Genomic DNA, 17225 nt, shown 5'->3' with positions numbered 1-17225 from the left:
CCCGCGGCCCCGACGTCCCAACTGGCTAACCATGTCAAGAAGTAGGGCGCATATAGGCTTTGCCGCGAGAGTCGGCAAGGGGAGATTGGGGTGGCAGGTTTCGGCGTCCGCCGTCATGGATCCCGACCGTGACTGGGGCACTCAAAGGCATCCGACACCGGCACCACGCACCCCCTTGTCATTCCACCCTTATCCGATAGGCAGCAACGATGTCGCTCGACAGTGAAATCGACGCCCTGACGCACAGCCATGTCTATCTGGGCAAGCGGCACGACGAAAATGCGCGCCGCACGCTTTGGGTCGTGCTGCTCACCGCGGCGATGATGGTCGGCGAGATCGTCGCCGGGATCGCCTTCAATTCGATGGCGCTGCTCGCCGACGGCTTTCACATGGCGACGCACGCCGGTGCGCTCGGCATCGCGGCGCTCGCCTATCGCTACGCGAAACGCCACGCGACAAGCGGTCGCTACAGCTTCGGCACGGGCAAGGTCGGCGACCTCGCGGGCTTCGCCTCGGCACTCGTCCTCGGCATCGTCGCGATCGGCATCGCCTGGGAATCGGCGATCCGCCTCGTCGATCCAAGCCCGGTCGAGTTCGGCGAGGCGACGGTCATCGCGGTGATCGGGCTCGGCGTGAACATCGCCAGCGCGCTGCTCCTCGGCCACGGGCACGATCATGAGGATCATCACGGTCACGCGCACGATCACAGGCACGAAAAGGACAACAACCTCCGCTCGGCCTATCTTCACGTCGTCGCCGACGCGCTGACCTCGGTGCTGGCGATCGCCGCGCTACTCGGCGGGCGCTATCTTGGTTGGGTTTGGCTCGACCCCGCGATGGGCGTCGTCGGCGCGATCGTCATCGCAGTCTGGTCCTGGTCGTTGATGCGCGACACCGGCGCGGTGCTGCTCGATGCCACCGATGACAAGCTCGCGAGCGAAATCCGCACCCTCGTCGAGGGGCCGGGCGATGCGACGATCACCGATCTCCATGTCTGGCGCGTCGGGCCGGGCGCACACGCCGCAATCGTCAGTGTGACGGGACAAGGGCGCGCGATCATTTGCGAACGCCTGCGCCCGGTTCACGAGATCGAACATCTGACGGTCGAAATTCGCTAGTCGGCAATCTCGATTTCTATATGCGGCCACGCGCCGCGCAATTTCTCCGCCCAGCGGTCATAGGGCCAGGGAATCACCTCCTGATCGAACCAGAAGAGGCGGTTGCCGGCGAGATCATAGAGATGGACCTCATCCTCCTGCTCGTCGCGGCGGACGATACGCAGCTTGCCGATTTGCGAGGGGTGAATACGCCCCTCATCCCCGCCCGCCGCGCCGATCCGGCCCTGCCACCACAAGATGTCGCCGGTCCGGACATCAATGCAACTGCCGCGCCGCGGATTGGCGAGGATGGTGAGGCCCGCGCCCAGCGCGACGAGAGCCCCGAACCCATGCGCCATCGGCACCAGCCACGGCGCGCATTCGCGCCCGTCCTCGCTGCAATTTTCCTCGGGGCGAAGCATCGAGCCCGCCCAGAAGAAGATCAGGCCGAAGGCGAAGAGCAACCACAGCCGGACGTCGGTCCGCGCGCTGCGCCGATAGCTTGGAATGCCCCCATCCGTCATGCGCCGAGCATAGGACGTGGGCCTCAACAGCTCGCTAACATCCGCCGCCGGTCATGTCCCCGCGTGGGACATGCGAAGCGCGGCGAAACAGTTTATTGGCGTTTCTGGGCATAAGGCCGGAAATAGGGTGCGAATCGCCCGAGATGGTTTGACGGAACGCATGAAACCCGAACTCAACCTTGCCGCCGGCCCGACGTGGCGCGACCCGGCGCCGGCAAAAACGGTGGGACCGGGCCGCGACTATTGGGCGGTGCTGGTCGCGGTGGTCGTGGTCGCGTGCCTCGCGCTGATGCTCTCAACCGGCCAATATCGCCCGCGCGGTTTCGGGCCGTACAGCGTCACAGTGCCGCTCAGTTTCAAACCCTATGATCCCGCGCGCTGGGCAATCATGAATTCCGACAGCTATGAGGACGCGCTGAAGATCGATCCGACGCTGCCCGATCCCGCGAGCGTAGGCTATGCCGATGCGACCGCGCTACCACCGGCACCCCCCGCGCAGCTTCAGCAGGAGGCGCTCACCGGCCCTGCCGCGACGTCCTATATGTTTCGCGGTCTCACTGCGCTCGACCGCGAACGTGCACATTATTGCCTGACCGCCGCCCTCTATTACGAAGCGGCGTCGGAAAGCGACGATGGGATGCGCGGCGTCGCGCAGACGGTGCTCAACCGCGTCCGCCACCCCAGCTTTCCGAACACCGTGTGCGGTGTCGTGTTCCAGGGGTCGGAGCGCGCGGGCGTGTGCCAGTTCACCTTCTCCTGCGATGGCGCGATGGCCCGCGCGCCGAGCAAGACCAACTGGCTCCGCGCGAGCCGCATCGCGGCGGCCGCCCTCAATGGCGATGTCTTTACCGGCGTCGGGCTCGCGACCCATTATCACACCACCGCGATCTGGCCGCGCTGGGGCAAGAGCCTCGTCATGACGAACATCGTCGGTGCGCATATTTTCCATCGTTGGCGCGGCCGCTGGGGAATGCCCGACGCTTTCCGCGCGCCCTATCTCGGCCGCGAGCCCGTACCGGGCCCCTATCTGCCGGTCGCGCAGCAGCTTGCGATCCTGAGAGGCAAAGGGATCGCGCCGGGCGCCGGACCGTTGCCCACGCTCGCCGGCGCGCCCGCTCCCCTCCCCGACGTTGCGCCCGCACCGATGCCCGGTGCGATGACCGCCCCGCCGCCCACACCCGCGGCACCGGCCGCGGCGCCCGCGCCGGCCTACTCGGACCCGCGGCTCAACCAGTCGGGCCAGGTCCGCGAGGAATTCCGGAAAAGCGGGGAGTGGATTCGCTGACCGAAGCTGCCTAGTCTCACCGCGTCATTCCATGGGAGGCTGACATGGGGCATGTGAAAGGAATCGGCGGACTCTTCTTTCGCGCGAAGGATCCGGAGAAACTGAGCGCATGGTATCGCGAACGCCTCGGCGTCGGCGGCGGGTGCAGCGCCGACGACAGCGTGCCGCCGAACCAGTGGGTGTGGAATGTTACGGCGGGGCCGCTCGTCTTTTCGCCGTTCAAGGCTGACACCGACTATTTCGCCGCCGACCGCCAGTTCATGATCAACCTGCGCGTCGACGATCTCGACGCCGTGCTGGCGCCCTTCAGGCAAGCGGGCGAGACGATCATCACCAAGCCCGAATGGGACGATCCATCGGTCGGGCGCTTTGCGCGGGTCCACGACCCCGAAGGCAATCCGATCGAACTCTGGGAGCCGCCGCAAGGGTAATCTTGTTGTCTGGCTAACGCCAGACGCGGCACCGGCCCGCTCCCCCACCCGGCCTCCCGACGCAGTATTCTGTGGGAGGCCGGGTGGGGGAGCGGGCCGGTGCCGCCTTCGCCGTCAGGCGAAGAGCATCAACGCCCCTGGCTACGCCAGCGCTTGACGACGCGTTCGAGGATTTCGGCCTCGCCGCCGGTTTCGCGCCACAGTTTCGAGAAGAGCGGATCGCTCGACGCCGGGCGCTTGTCCTCTTCGAGCGTGTCGAGATAGACGCGGATCGGGATCGACACGCCCTCGCCGCAGACGATGCATTCGCGGTTGCGCAGCGCCGGGATCGAGTCGATGAAGCCGCGCGCGCCTTCGGGCATCGCCGCCTTGACGAAATGCTGGTCGCGCTCGTTGTTGAGGCGCATCGAGATGATCGTACCGCACTGCGACAGCACGCCTTCGGCCAGGTCGGACGGGCGCTGCGTGATCAGGCCCAGCGACACGCCGTACTTGCGACCTTCCTTGGCGATCCGTTCGAGGATCTTGCGGACCGCTTGGCCCTCGCCGACATCCTTCGCCGGGATGTAACGGTGCGCCTCCTCGCAGACGAGCAGGATCGGGCGCTGCGGCTCGCCGCGCGACCAGATCGCATAGTCGAAGGTCAGCCGAGATAGCACGGCCACGACCACGGACGTGATGTCCGACGGAACGCCGGAGACGTCGATAATCGAGATCGGACGGCCATCCGACGGCAGGCGGAAGATCTTGCCGATGAAATTCGCCATGGTGTCGGCGACGAGCATCCCCGAGAACATGAAATTATAGCGCGGGTCGGCGCGCATTTCCTCGATCTTGCCCTTGATGCGCATGAAGGGCGCCGACGACGTCGCCTTGTCGAGCTTGCCCATCTCGTTCTGCAGGATGTTGAGAAGGTCGGAGAGCAGATAGGGGATCGGCGAGTCGACGGTGATCTTGGTCATCCCCTCGGCGAGCCGGTTCTTGGTGCGCGCCTGCAGCAGGCAGCGCGCCAGAATGTCGCAGTCGGCCTGGCGTTCGCGGCCCTGCGCGGTGACGAACACCTCGCAATGTTCCTCGAAGTTCATCAGCCAATAGGGAAGCGCGAGGTTATCGACGTCGAACAAGGCGCCGGTGCTCTTGAACGCGGCCGAATATTCGCCGTGCGGGTCGATCATCACGATGTGACCCTGCGGCGCGAGTTCGCAGATCTTGTGCAGGATCAGCGCGGCGCTGGTCGACTTACCCGTACCTGTCGAGCCCAAAAGCGCGAAATGCTTGCCGAGCATCGCGTCGACATAGAGCGAACCGCGAATATCCTTGGTCGGATAGACGTTGCCGATCTCGACATGCGCGCGTTCGTCGGCGGCGTAAATCTGCTTCAGATCGTGGCTGGTCGCCGCATAAACCTGGCTGCCCGGGATCGGATAGCGCGTCACGCCGCGGCGGAAATTGTGAATACGACCGGTGATCTTTTCCTCTTCGCCCTCGCCGAGGAAGTCGATCGTCGCGACGATCAGCCCCTCGCCGCGCTCGTGAAGCTGCTGGTCACGGATGCTGGCGACGAGCCAGGTGCTGCCGACGCGGATCTTTACCTGCGCGCCGACCTGTCCGGCCATCGCGACGGCAGCGTCGGCGGAAGTCGACAATTCGCCCAGCGTCGCAGCATCGAGCAGCATGCGCGATGCCGAACCCGAAATATCGATGACTTCGCCGATCAGCAGGTCATCGCGGTGATGGAGCGTGACCGGCGCGACCGCCGCTGCCGTGCCGCCGCCTGCGAGGCGCACATGCTGCGCCGCCGTCGTGTCACCGGCGCTGAAACCGCCGCCATGCATATCCATAGTTTGCCCCGCCACTTGTTGTCCCGGGATCGTTATCGCAGGCGAGAGTAAACAAAGCGCTTATACTAAATGGCAATATATCTCAGCGGCGCCGGAAAATGGCCGATGCGCCATAGCCGAGCAGCAGCGACAGCGCGACCGCGGTCAGGCCGTAGAGGAAGCCGTGGCGCTGCGCCGCGAGCGCGACGAAACGCTCGAAACCCGCCTTGCGGATCTGAACGTCGCGCGAGGCGACCGCCAGCACGCGGCCGCGGCTGATCAGATAGGTTTCGGCGCGATAGGTGCCCACCGGCACGCGCGCCGGAACCGGGATGCGCGCGCGATAGAGCACGCCTTCCGTAATCTCGACCGCGCCGGGATTCTCATAGAAGAGTCCGCTCCGCCGATAGAGGTCGATCAGCCCGCTCTCGAAGCGGGCGAGCTTGCGCGCCTCCGAAAAGCCGGCCGGCGACATCGACAGATTGTCGAGGCCGAGCTCGAAGATCGCGGCGGTGCGTTCGTCGACCAGCTTGTCGATCGGCCGCGACGAACCGATTGCATAGAAGCCCGGCGACGTGCGAAGGCGGATGCTGTTCGCGTTAACCCAGATGCCCGCGACGCGGCGCTTTTCGCGAAGCACGATCGGACGCACCGGTCCTTTCAGCACGACGACGATATCGGCGCGGTCGTCGGGGAGGCGCTGGCCCGGATAGAGGATCGCGCCGAACAGCAGCAATTCCTCGCCGGTAAAGCTGTACTGGATGTCGATCGCGCGGCTCGACACGTCGGGGACGAGCCGCGGATCGGCGGCCTGCGCCGGAACCGCCGCGAACAGCGCGAAACCAAGGATCGAGGCGAGTGCGAGCCTCATTGCACCGTATAGATTTCGTCGGGGCGGATGAAGAGCCCCACGGCCATCCGCGCCGCCACCAGCAACACGATCGCCGCGAGCGCCATGCGCAGATATTCGGGCTTCACCTTCTGCGCGAAGCGCGCGCCGAACTGCGCCCCGGTGACGCTGCCGAGCAGCAGCAAACCGGCGAGGACGATATCGACCGCGCCCGTCGTCATCGCGTGGACCATCGTCGTCGCGATCGTCACGAACAGGATCTGGAACAGCGAGGTGCCGACCACGACCTGCGTCCCCATGCCGAGCAGATAGAGCATCGCCGGGACCATGATGAAACCGCCGCCGACGCCAAGCAGCATCGTCAATATGCCGACCAGCATCCCGAGGATCAGCGGCGCGAGCGGCGAGATATAAAGGCCCGAGCGATAGAAACGCCAGCGCAGCGGCAGGTTGGCGACCATCGGATGGTGACGCCGCTTTCTGGCGGGAGCAGGCAATCCGGCCCGCGCGGCGCGGAGAGCGCCCCAGGCCTCGCGCGCCATCAGCCCGCCGACCGAGCCGAGGAGCACGACATAGAGGATATTGATCGCGGTATCGATCTGGCCCCAGGCGGTGAGGAGTTCGAACAGCCCCGCGCCGATCAGCGAGCCGAGCAGGCCCCCGGCAATCAGCACCGCGCCCATCCGCACATCGACCCCGTCACGCTCGAAATGTGCGAGCGCGCCCGACACGCTGGCGCCGGTCACTTGCGTCGCCGCTGATGCCGCAGCGACCGTCGGCGGGATGCCATAGAAGATCAGCAGCGGTGTCGTCAGGAAACCGCCGCCGACCCCGAACATCCCCGACAGAAAGCCGACCCCGCCGCCGAGCAGGATGATGACCAGCGCGTTGACCGACAGATTGGCGACTGGGAGGTAGAGATCCATGGGCCCCGAAACATGCGTCTGCGGCGTAAAACTGCGCCGAGTCCCGAAACCCTAGAGCATTTTTCATCGCCGGGGAATCGGATGAACCAGCTAAATTTCCCGACGTCAGAAATCGGCCGCCAGCGTCAGCGCAACGCCGCTTTCGGGGCGCGCATTGCCGGCCACCCGCTGCCGCCAGTCGAGAGCGATCCGAGCGCCCTGCCCGACGTCTGGAAGCTTTACGGTCAATCGCGGCCCTACATCGACGCGCGACGCGCCGGGCTGGATCGCTCCAGCCGCCAGCGCGCCGAGGCGCAGCGGAGACCGCTCGTCCTTGCCCAACCGGCGATCGATCACGACGGCCCCGTCGGCAAAGCCGTCACGGCGGTTGAGGCCGACCACGCCCATTTGGGCATAGGCCTCGAGCCGGAACGCGCCTGCTACCGGAACATCGCCCACGCCACCGCTCGCCAGCGCGGCGAGCGCCGTCCGCCCTTGGTCGCCAAGCGCAACGCGTTGCTCCACCGCGATATCGACCGGCCAGCGCCGGACCGGCGCGAAAGCCACGCCGAACGCGGCCTCGCGCTGGCGCGGCTGTTCAATCGCCACCGTCGCCCGGCCATAGGCGCGCACGCGCCCGGCATCTCCAAAGCCGTAGGCCAGCCGCATCCCGGCCTGCGAGCCCCCCAGTTGACCGCCCGCCACGATATTGCCCGGCGTCCGATCGGATCCTTCGCGCAGATAGATCCAGCTTCCCAGCGACCAGCCACCGAGCCGCCGGTTCATCCAGAAGGGCTCCGCATAGCCTGGCGTTGCGGCCGCGGCGGGCGCCGCGGCCGCCCACAGGCTTTCACGGCCGGGAAAGGCCGCGCTCGACTGACTGGCCGACGGGAACAAGCGTGCCATCAAAGCCAAGCGTAAGCTGTGACGATTGCCGCCGCCGACCAGCGAGGGATCCTCTCCACGCCGGTCATCGTCGCCGACCGCGAAGGCGCGCCGGGCGCCTTGACGGCTTGCCAGCATCGAGGGCGGCACCGACATGCCAAGGGCCTGGCGCGCCAGCGGTCGGTCTCCGGCGCGGGCGGACGTGACGAACGGAGGGAGCGGCGCAGCCAAGGCGGGCGGTGGAGGCACCCACGCGGACCCTACGCCCGCGGGCGCGGCCATCGGGACAGCGGCACCCCACAGCGCCAAAGCTCGAACGCCGATCCACCCAACCAGACACAGCGCCAAAAATCGAAACGCTCGCGCTTCGGTTCCGGCCGGCAGCAAGACGTTGGCGCCGACGATCACTCGGTCGCTCGCGATGGCAGCGGCTCGGTCAGCGGCGCGCGATGGAAATGTTCGGTCTTGTCCCACACGACCTTGCCCGATCGGAGCATGGTCCAATAGAGCGAAGCCGCCCGGCGCGCGGCGAGTATCGCGATGACATTGCCGAGAAAGGCGCGCGGCAGCGCCTGCAGCGCCTGCCGAGGCCCGTACCAGCGGGCAGTGAAATATCCGCGCATGCCAAGCCGCCAGAGCAGAACCACCGCGTTGACCAGGAACAGCGTACGGATCGCCTGTCCCGGCGTCGGCATGGCCCATCCCAGCCACTGCGTCCCCGCAACGCCCAGCGTCGTCAGAACCAACGCGACATAGGCCGTCAGCAGCACGATCGCGGCCAAGGGCGCGCGCCGGTCGCGCCACAGCATCCAGCGCGTCAGCCAGATATTGGGACGTCCGCCATCCTGTATGCTGCGTATCTGGCCGATCCAACCGAGCGAATCCCAGGCCGCAAGCGCGATACCTGCAATCCACCGAGACTTCTGCCGTACTGCGGTTTCTACCGTGATCGGGAACGCCCCGCGCGACGCTATTCGATCCCCGTCCGGTCCGATCGCATCGACGAAGCGGGCCGACAGGCCATAGGCGCCGATCAGCATGCCCAGCTCATAATCCTCGGTCAGGCTGTCCGGCCGAAAGGGATCACCGCCGCGCTCGATCGCCAGCAGGGCAACGGTGCTGCGGGCCAACGCGCAGCCGACGCCTGCCGATGGGATCGGGAGGCCCAGCCGCGAACGAAGCACGACCTCCTTGCCATGCGCTTCCGCAAACTCGTCGCAATAATGACCCCCGATCCAGGTTGCCCCCTGATCGACAAAGGGCACGACCGGGATCTGGACCATCGCATTGCCGTCGAGGGTGCGGCGATAGAGAGCGAGTTCGTGAGGATGCACATGGTCTTCGGCATCGTGCAGAATGACGCCCAGGGCGCGAAACCCCTCGGCACGCTCGTCGGCGCACAGTGCGGCCCACATCTGGTTGAGATTGTCGCCCTTCGTCGTGGGGCCGTCAGCGGCGCCGATCACCAGGCGGAGCCGCGGGTCGGATGCCGCCAGCGGCGACACCGCGAGCAACGTCGCCGCGTCGTTGGGATAACAGCCGATATAGATGCGAAAATCATCGTCACCCCAGGCCGCCAGCGAGCGCAACAGCGTCGTCGGCAGAACCGCCGCCTCCTTCCAGGCCGGAATGAAGATCGCCAACTTTCCGGCGAGCGGCTGCTCCTTGTCCACACCGAGATCGACTAGTCGGTCGCGGCCGTTCGTCGCGATCCACAGACCGTCGAAGAGCAGGTCGTCAATCCCGAACAGCAGGATGCCGACCGATGCAAACAGCATCAGTTCGCGACCGGCGCCCAGCACCAGCCACTCCAGCGATGCGATCGACAGCTCCACCCCGCGCGTCGCCCCTTCTCGATGGCGCCCCGCCATCGGCCGGCGTCATTCGGTAATATCGACACAATTTTTGTAAAGGGTGACGGACGCCCCCACGGTCGCTAGGAAAGCGGGGTCAAACCCCTTGAAAGCGATCCGGTATTTTCCCGAATGTCCAGTAAATCCGCCCCTCGATCCGCCCTTCGCGACTTTCTGGAGAGTGAAAGCGCGGGAGGAATGCTGCTGATTTTCGCCGCCATAATGGCGATGATTGTTGCAAATTCGACATTCGCAGAGACCTATAATCATCTCATCCACGCCGTGACGGGGCCGGTCCTGACCGACAAGCTCGGTCCGATGACGGTGCATCTGTGGATCAACGACGGGCTGATGGCGATTTTCTTCCTGCTCGTCGGGCTGGAGATCAAGCGCGAGTTCGTCGACGGACGGCTCGCGACATGGGGCCGGCGGATCCTGCCGATGGTTGCCGCGGCTGCCGGCATGGCAGCCCCGGCCGCGATCTATTTGGCCTTTGCCGGCGCGACGCCCGGCCTCGCGCAGGGCTGGGCGATTCCCGCCGCGACCGACATCGCCTTCGCGATGGGCGTGCTCGCCCTGCTCGGCAAACGCGCACCGACCTCGCTCAAGCTGTTCCTCATCACCGTGGCGATCGTCGACGATATGGGCGCGGTGGCGATCATCGCGCTCTTCTATACCGCCAAGATCCACCTCGTCGCGCTCGGCGCGGCGGCGGCGATTCTCGGCGTGATGTTCGCGATGAACCGCCTGGGAGTGAAGAGCCTCGCGCTCTACCTCGTCGCCTTCCTGATCCTCTGGTACGCGATGCTGCTGTCGGGCGTCCACGCGACCATCGCGGGCGTGCTCGCCGCTATGGCGATTCCCTTCGAGCGGACGCCGGGCGCGCCCGACAGCGAAGCGTCGCCGCTGCACCGGCTGGAGCACGGATTGCATCCCTGGGTTGCCTTCGCGATCGTCCCGCTTTTCGGCTTCGCCAACGCCGGGGTCGATGTCCGCGGCCTTGGTCCCGAGCAGATGTTCGCGCCGCTGCCGCTGGGCATCGCGGCAGGGCTGTTCCTCGGCAAGCAGCTCGGCATCTTCGGCAGCGTCTGGCTCGCCGTGAAGCTCGGCATCGCCGGGCGTCTGCGCGGCGCGACCTGGCTGCAGGTCTATGCGGTCGCGATTCTGTGCGGCATCGGCTTCACGATGAGCCTGTTCATCGGCGGGCTCGCCTTCCCCGGCGATGCGGCGCTGGTCGAGGAAGCGAAGATCGGCATCCTGATGGGGTCGCTGGTCGCCGCGCTCTCGGGCTTCGCCCTGCTGCGCCTTGCACCGCCGCATCCCGACCATGACGCGATCGAAAGCGAGACGAACGCGGAAATTGCCGCCGATGGCGATGTGCGCGATACGTCGGACAGGAAGGAACCGGCCGCGACCTGATGCGCAGGCTCCTCCTTCTCCTCCTCGCCGCCCCCTTGGGATCGTGCGCGGTCGATGCGCCGCCGCGTCCCGCGAATGAAGCGGGGATCGCGTCACTCGATGTCCGGCGCGGCCCCGACGCGTCGCAAGCCCTCGATGCCATCGCGGCCGACTATCTGCGCCTGACGCTTGAGATCGGGACGCACGAGGACGGCTATATCGACGCCTATTACGGCCCGCCCGACCTTCAAAAGGCGGCCGAGGCGGCGCCGCGCGAAAAGGATGCGCTGCTCGCCGCGACGCGCGACCTGATGGCGCGGACCGATGCCGCAGCGCGGCGGCTCTCCGATCCGCTCGACCGCCGCCGCGCCGCCTTCCTGCGCGCGCAGCTTCGCGCCGCCGAAGCGCGGCTGATGATGATGCAAGGCACGCGCTTCGCCTTCGCCGACGAGGCGGAGCGGCTGTTCGGCGTCCGCCCGAAGCTGAAACCGCTCGAAACCTATGACGCTGAACTTGCCAGGATCGAGGCGCTGGTTCCCGGCGAGGGACCGCTCGCGACGCGGGTCGAGGCCTATCTCGACCGCTTCACCATACCGAAGCAGCGGCTGCAGAAGGTCTTCGACGCCGCAATCGCACGCTGTCGCGGCCGCAGCGCCGCGCATATTCCGATGCCCGCGGGCGAGAGCTTCCGCCTCGAATTCGTCACCGGCAAGAGCTGGAGCGGCTATAATTATTACCAGGGCGGCTATCACAGCCTGATCCAGGTCAACACCGACCTGCCGATCCGCCTGTCGCGCGCGCTCGACCTCGGTTGCCACGAGGGTTATCCCGGCCATCATCTGCTCAACATGAAGCTCGAGGAAGGGCTGGCGAAGAGGCGCGGCTGGAGCGAGTTCAGCGTCTATCCGCTCTACAGCCCGCAGAGCCTGATCGCAGAGGGCAGCGCCAACTACGGCATCGACCTTGCCTTTCCAGGGACCAGCAAGGCCGACACCGAGCGCGACGTGCTGATGCCGATCGCCGAGATTCCCGTACCATCCGACGACCGCTACTGGCAATTGCTGTCGGCGATCAAACGCGCTTCGGGGGCGCGGCTGACGATCGCGCAGCAATATCTCGATGGCGAGATCGACCGCGCGACGGCGGTTGCGCTTACCCGGAAATATATGCTCGTCTCGCCCGAACGCGCCGACCAGTCGGTTCGCTTCACGGAACAATATCGCAGCTATGTGATCAACTACGGCCTCGGCGAGACGATGGTCCGCGCCTATGTCGAGCGCGGCAGGCCGAGCCGCGACGAGATGTGGCGGCGCATGGCGAAGATCGTCAGCGAACCGACCCTGCCTTCGGATTTGCTCGGGCGTTGAGCCGCTAGGGTCAGGACCCTAGATATCGACGATGATCTTGCCGAAATGCGCGTTCGCCGCCTGATGCCGGAACGCGTCGGCGAGATTTTCGAGCGGGAAATGCTGGTCGAGGATCGGACGGATGCCGTTCGCCTCGACCCCCGCGATCATCGCGAGTTGCTGCGCGCGGCTGCCGACCGTCAGCCCTTGCACGCGCAGATTCTTGCTCATCAGCAGCGCGGTTTTCACCGGCCCGACAATCCCCGTAAGCACGCCGATCAAGGCGACATGGCCGCCGACGCGCGTCGCGACCATCGATTGGTCGAGCGTCCCGGCACCGCCGATCTCGACCACCGTATCGACACCGCGCCCGCCGGTGAGTTCGAGCGCCCTGGCGCCCCACTCCGGGACGTCCTTGTAATTGATCAACGCGTCGGCGCCGAGCGCCTTCAGCCGATCGAGCTTCGCGTCGGACGAGCTTGTCGCGATCACCCGCGCACCTGCCGCCTTGGCGAATTGCAGCGCGAACACGGACACCCCGCCGCTGCCCTGCACCAGAACGGTCGAGCCCGGCAAGGTAACACCGTCGACGAACAGCGCACGCCACGCGGTCAGCCCCGCACAGGTCAGCGTCGCGGCCTCGGCGGCCGACCAGCCTGTCGGTGTGCGGGTAAACCAATGCTGCGGCGTCACCACCACGTCGCGCGCATAGCCGTCGGTGCTGTCACCGGGCACGTTGGTCAAGGCGCTCATCGATGGCGCGTCGCCGTCGTCCCAACCGGGGAAGAAGAGCGAAACGACGCCGTCGCCGACCTTGTAATCGGTCACGCCCTCACCCACCGCCTCGACGGTTCCCGCCCCGTCGGACATCGGGATGCGCCCGTCGATCGTAGGGATCATCCCCGCGACGACCGCAAAATCGTGGAAATTGAGCGACGAGGCCGCGAGCCGCACGCGAATCTCGCCCGGCCCCGGATCGCCGGGGTCGGCAAGATCGGCGAGCGTCAGATTGTCGAGCGAGGCAGGCGCGCGAAGCCGGACCGCCCGCATCACTCCGCCGCCATCGCCAGCTCGACTTGCTGCGGACCGCGGATGACACCGCCCGGGGTCGGGCCCTGCATTTTGCCGTCCTTGAAGGTGACGACCCCCGACTTGATCGTCGCAACATAGCCGTCGGCCTTTTGCAGCAGGCGCTTGCCGCCCGCCGGCAAGTCGAAAGCGAGCCAGGGCTTGCCAAGCTTCAGCGCCTCCATGTCGATGACGTTCAAATCGGCGAGATAGCCCGGCGCCAGCACCCCGCGATCTTCGAGGCCATAGAGCATCGCAGTGTCGCGGCACTGGCGCTTGATTGCGTGTTCAAGGGCGATGCGGTTTCCCTTTCGGTCGCGGACCCAGTGCTGGAGCATGAAGGTCGGCGAGGCCGCATCGCAGATCGTGCCGCAGTGCGCGCCGCCGTCCGAAAGGCTGTTCACGGTGTCGTCCGCCGCCTGCAAATCCTCGAGGAAATCGAGGTTGCCGTCGCGGTAGTTGAGGATTGGGAAGTAGATGAAACCCTTGCCGTCGTCCTTCATCAGCAGATCATAGGCATATTCGTCAGGCGAGACCCCCGCCGCCGCGGCACGCGCGGCAATGCTTTCGTCCATCTTGGGCTCATAGTTGAAGTCGGGGTCCATTTCGAACTGCACCGGCCAGCCGAGCGCGACGATTTTCAGGAAATCGAGGATGTCGCTTTCAGGCCAGACATTCTCCTCTTCGATCATGCGCTTCTTGAACGCCGGGTCTTTCAGCTTAGAAAGCTGCTCGGCCCACGGCAGGTCGATGATCTCGTTCCATGCCGGCTTGAAGCGGAAAGGATGCACCGTTCCCTGCCACGCCATGATGATGCCATTGCCGCGCAGCGCGATCTGCGCGACGATGTTCGCGCCGGTCGCATTCTGTTTGCGCATTTCCTCGATCTGCTCTTCGAGCGGCAGCTCCTTGGCGATCGACTGGAGCGCGGCGAAGGTCACGGGAAGCCCGGTTTCGCGGCTGAGATCGCCCATCCACTGAAACTCGTTCCATTCGCGCTTCATGTCGCTCGCCATTTCGAACACGCCATAGCCGACGCGGCCCATCGCGCGGCCGATCGCGACCAGCTCTTCAGCGGTCGCGGTGGTGCCGGGGACGAGTTCGCCGTCGATCGATTTGTGCAGCACGGTGCGGCTGGTCGAGAAGCCGAGTGCCCCCGCGCGCACGCCCTCCTCGACGATGCGCGACATTTCCGCGATATCCTCGGCGGTCGGGATCGCGCCGGGCTTTTCGCGGTCGCCGAGCACATAAGCACGCACCGCCCCGTGCGGGACGTGGCACGCGACGTCGACGGTGCGCGGCAGCTTTTCGAGCGCGTCCATATATTCGGGGAAGGTCTCCCAATCCCACGACATGCCCTCGGCGAGCGCGGTGCCGGGGATGTCCTCGACGCCCTCCATCAGGCTGATCAGCCAGTCGTGGCGGTCGGGCCGCGCGGGCGCAAAGCCGACGCCGCAATTGCCCATGACGACGGTGGTGACGCCGTGCCAGCTCGACGGCGCCATTTCGGCGTCCCAGGTCGCCTGCCCGTCATAATGGGTGTGGACGTCGACGAAGCCGGGGGTAACGATCTTGCCGGTCGCTTCGATTTCCTCGCGTGCGGGGCCGAGATTCCGGCCGATCGCGACGATGCGATCGCCCGCCACCGCGACATCCGCAACGAAAGGCGCGCCGCCCGTTCCGTCGACGACGGTGCCGCCGCGTATCACCAGATCATGCATCCCGACTCTCCCGGCTATTTGGTTTCTAGGTGAAACCTATCACCAAAATCAGGATGTGCAAATTATGGCGCCGGACGCGTTCCAGGGCGCTATGATGTCGCAACAAACCATAAGGAGTCGATGCCATGATCCGCCCGCTGACCCTTGCCATCCTGCTTGCCCTCGCCGCTCCGCCGGTCGCTGCGAAACAGGCCCCTGCCCCCGACACCAAGGCCGCACTCGCCGACCCGGCGCGCCCGGCCGCCGACCGCGAGCGCGACGCGGCGCGCAAACCCGCGGAGCTGCTCGCCTTTGCCGGGATCAAGCCGGGGCAAAAGGTCGGCGATTTCGTGATGGGCGGCGGTTATCTGACCCGCATCCTCGCGGGTGCAGTCGGCCCCGCGGGCAAGGTCTATGCCTTCCAGCCCGCCGAGTTCATCGCGTTCAAGAAGCAATATGGCGACGATCAGGCTGCGATCGATGCCGCCTATGCCAATGTCGATTCGGTCGCGGGGCCGTTCGCGGCGCCGGCGTTCCCCGAACCCCTCGACGCGATCATCACCGTCCAGAATTTCCACGACCTTTACCTCAAGCCCTTCCCCGCAGGCACGGGCGCCAAGGCAAGCGCGGCGCTGTTCGCGGCACTGAAGCCCGGCGGGACGCTGATCGTCGTCGACCATAGCGCCGCCGCCGGCACCGGGACGACGCTGTCGGACAGCCTCCACCGCATCGACAAGGCGGCGGTGGTCGCGGCGCTGACCGAGGCCGGATTCAAGCTGGACGCATCCAGCGATCTTTACAAACAGACGGCCGATCCGCTTACCGCCAACGTGTTCGACCCGGCCATTCGCGGCAAGACCGACCAGTTCACGCTGCGGTTCCGCAAACCGGGATGAGGCACCGGCGCGGGACGATGACCAGCGACGACGATGACTATCAGGGTCGGGACGGTGGTCAAGTCGATCCGGCTGACCGCCAATCCAGAGGAAATCGGCTGTCGCCACGAAGGCATCGGAGGCCTCGTCCTGCGCACCCAGTTTGTGACGAAGCGGTGATACGGCTCCTCGAAGCCGCGGCACATCGGGGTGCGACACCCATTCCCTGCCCTTCGAGGACCGACGCCCTCGCTACATCGAGAAACGCACCGAATTGATATAATAGGACATCAGGGGCTTTCCATCCTTGTCCCGGGCGGGTTCGAAGCGGGCGCGGCGCATCATCGCCTTGCACACCGCGTCGTCGAAATCCTTTGGCCGCGTTGACTGCTGGATGTGGCAGGCCGTCGGTTTGCCGTCTTCGCCCACGGTAAGGCGAAAATGAACGATCCCCTGCTTGCCGTTCGCGAGCATGGTCGACGGGTAGTCCTGCCAGGTCGCCCAGCGCGCGGGCGAATTGACCGGTTTGGGCGGTATAGACTGATCCTTGTGGCGCGCGACATCGATACCCCAATGGGTGATCAATTCGTCGGTGCAGGCGCGCAGCGCTGCGAAGGCGGGCCGCATCGATCCGGTTCGCAAGAGATAGGGCGAACGAAGCGGCCTGCCGATATGCACTTCGGTGACCATCGCCTCTTCGGCTTCGGTGATTTCCCCGCCCGTCACATCGGTCCCGTAGAGGTCGCGGGCCTTTTCGTAGCGCTGCTGTTCGTCCGCGGTCCGGGGGCGAATGCGCATCGGACCGGTGAAGATCCACGCCGGCATATTGTCGCCCCACAAGCCCGACGCGAATTGGACTTCTTGTTCGGCGAAGGCCGATCCAAAACGCAGTTTTGCCGTGCCAGGCTGCTTGGCCGCGTCTGTCGGGGCGCCGATCAGCATCAGACGGAAGGAATCGCCGGGGGCGTAGCGATCCAGAAGCATGACTATCTCGTCCTTGCCCGTCCCGAACTTGCGGGTCAGGCGGCAGAAATCGGCGCCATAGTTGACGTTCCATTGCGACGTCGGTTCCAGCACCACGGGTTCATCGCGGCTGGATGCCCATACGGGGCTCGCCACCGCGAGCAGCCCCGCTCCAATCGTCCACCTCGCGCGCGCCATGTCGTCAATCTATGCTGAAAAACTTCG

General features: G+C 66.0%; 15 protein-coding genes and 1 pseudogene. 7 read left to right on the top strand and 9 right to left on the bottom strand.

Features of this window, described 5'->3' with window-relative positions; translation table 11 throughout:
- Positions 1-209: 209 nt before the first annotated feature.
- Complete coding sequence (gene dmeF, locus QOL68_RS01360; protein ID WP_204992505.1) at positions 210-1118, top strand: CDF family Co(II)/Ni(II) efflux transporter DmeF; 909 nt, start codon at positions 210-212, stop codon at positions 1116-1118.
- Here dmeF and QOL68_RS01355 read toward each other — a convergent pair.
- Complete coding sequence (locus QOL68_RS01355; RefSeq protein ID WP_282946252.1) at positions 1115-1621, bottom strand: hypothetical protein; 507 nt, start codon at positions 1619-1621, stop codon at positions 1115-1117. The two genes, dmeF and QOL68_RS01355, sit on opposite strands and share 4 nt — an antisense overlap.
- Positions 1622-1781: 160 nt before the next feature.
- Between QOL68_RS01355 and QOL68_RS01350 the strand changes: the two genes are divergently transcribed.
- Positions 1782-2906, top strand: a complete 1125-nt coding sequence (locus tag QOL68_RS01350; protein ID WP_282946250.1) for a cell wall hydrolase — start codon at positions 1782-1784, stop codon at positions 2904-2906.
- A gap of 44 nt (positions 2907-2950) precedes the next feature.
- On the top strand, positions 2951-3337 hold the full coding sequence (locus QOL68_RS01345; protein ID WP_282946248.1) for a VOC family protein: 387 nt from the start codon (positions 2951-2953) through the stop codon (positions 3335-3337).
- A gap of 128 nt (positions 3338-3465) precedes the next feature.
- Here the strand turns inward: QOL68_RS01345 and QOL68_RS01340 are convergent, their stop codons facing one another.
- From QOL68_RS01340 to QOL68_RS01320, 5 genes are all read right to left on the bottom strand, one after another.
- Positions 3466-5178: an ATP-binding protein gene (locus QOL68_RS01340; RefSeq protein WP_197410092.1), complete on the bottom strand. Its 1713-nt coding sequence runs from the start codon at positions 5176-5178 to the stop codon at positions 3466-3468.
- 82 nt (positions 5179-5260) lie between these two features.
- On the bottom strand, positions 5261-6028 hold the full coding sequence (locus QOL68_RS01335) for a TIGR02186 family protein (RefSeq protein WP_058455680.1): 768 nt from the start codon (positions 6026-6028) through the stop codon (positions 5261-5263).
- Positions 6025-6933 (bottom strand): sulfite exporter TauE/SafE family protein, encoded by a 909-nt coding sequence (locus QOL68_RS01330; RefSeq protein ID WP_058455679.1) that lies wholly within the window; start codon positions 6931-6933, stop codon positions 6025-6027. Before QOL68_RS01330 ends, QOL68_RS01335 begins: the two co-directional genes overlap by 4 nt.
- A 105-nt stretch (positions 6934-7038) precedes the next feature.
- Positions 7039-7953, bottom strand: coding sequence for a hypothetical protein (locus QOL68_RS01325; protein ID WP_282946245.1), 915 nt, complete (start codon positions 7951-7953; stop codon positions 7039-7041).
- Between the two features lie 248 nt (positions 7954-8201).
- On the bottom strand, positions 8202-9668 hold the full coding sequence (locus QOL68_RS01320; RefSeq protein ID WP_058455677.1) for a glycosyl transferase family protein: 1467 nt from the start codon (positions 9666-9668) through the stop codon (positions 8202-8204).
- Between the two features lie 114 nt (positions 9669-9782).
- On the opposite strand from QOL68_RS01320, the gene nhaA reads away from it, so the two are divergent.
- Together nhaA and QOL68_RS01310 are read left to right on the top strand one after the other, a co-directional pair.
- Complete coding sequence (gene nhaA, locus QOL68_RS01315; RefSeq protein WP_282946242.1) at positions 9783-11069, top strand: Na+/H+ antiporter NhaA; 1287 nt, start codon at positions 9783-9785, stop codon at positions 11067-11069.
- Positions 11069-12415, top strand: coding sequence for a hypothetical protein (locus tag QOL68_RS01310; protein ID WP_282946240.1), 1347 nt, complete (start codon positions 11069-11071; stop codon positions 12413-12415). Before nhaA ends, QOL68_RS01310 begins: the two co-directional genes overlap by 1 nt.
- 18 nt (positions 12416-12433) lie before the next feature.
- Here QOL68_RS01310 and QOL68_RS01305 read toward each other — a convergent pair whose 3' ends face one another.
- Together QOL68_RS01305 and QOL68_RS01300 are read right to left on the bottom strand one after the other, a co-directional pair.
- Positions 12434-13444 (bottom strand): zinc-dependent alcohol dehydrogenase family protein, encoded by a 1011-nt coding sequence (locus QOL68_RS01305; protein ID WP_282946238.1) that lies wholly within the window; start codon positions 13442-13444, stop codon positions 12434-12436.
- Positions 13444-15183, bottom strand: coding sequence for an N-acyl-D-amino-acid deacylase family protein (locus QOL68_RS01300; protein WP_282946236.1), 1740 nt, complete (start codon positions 15181-15183; stop codon positions 13444-13446). Before QOL68_RS01300 ends, QOL68_RS01305 begins: the two co-directional genes overlap by 1 nt.
- A gap of 125 nt (positions 15184-15308) precedes the next feature.
- Here QOL68_RS01300 and QOL68_RS01295 point away from each other — a divergent pair, with 125 nt between their 5' ends.
- Both QOL68_RS01295 and QOL68_RS01290 read left to right on the top strand, forming a co-directional pair.
- On the top strand, positions 15309-16058 hold the full coding sequence (locus tag QOL68_RS01295) for a class I SAM-dependent methyltransferase (RefSeq protein WP_282946234.1): 750 nt from the start codon (positions 15309-15311) through the stop codon (positions 16056-16058).
- Positions 16059-16094: 36 nt separating this feature from the next.
- Positions 16095-16217: pseudogene (locus QOL68_RS01290) on the top strand (PhnA domain-containing protein); the annotation flags it as partial.
- Positions 16218-16289: 72 nt separating this feature from the next.
- On the opposite strand, the gene QOL68_RS01285 reads toward QOL68_RS01290, so the two are convergent.
- A complete protein-coding gene (locus tag QOL68_RS01285) occupies positions 16290-17198 on the bottom strand; it encodes an energy transducer TonB (protein ID WP_282946232.1) in 909 nt (302 codons plus the stop codon).
- Positions 17199-17225 lie beyond the last annotated feature (27 nt).

The sequence above is a fragment of the Sphingopyxis sp. Geo25 genome, from assembly GCF_949769135.1.
In the GTDB taxonomy this organism is placed as follows: domain Bacteria; phylum Pseudomonadota; class Alphaproteobacteria; order Sphingomonadales; family Sphingomonadaceae; genus Sphingopyxis.
Note: the sequence above shows the minus strand (reverse complement) of the source record. Positions and strands in the feature narration are given on the sequence as shown.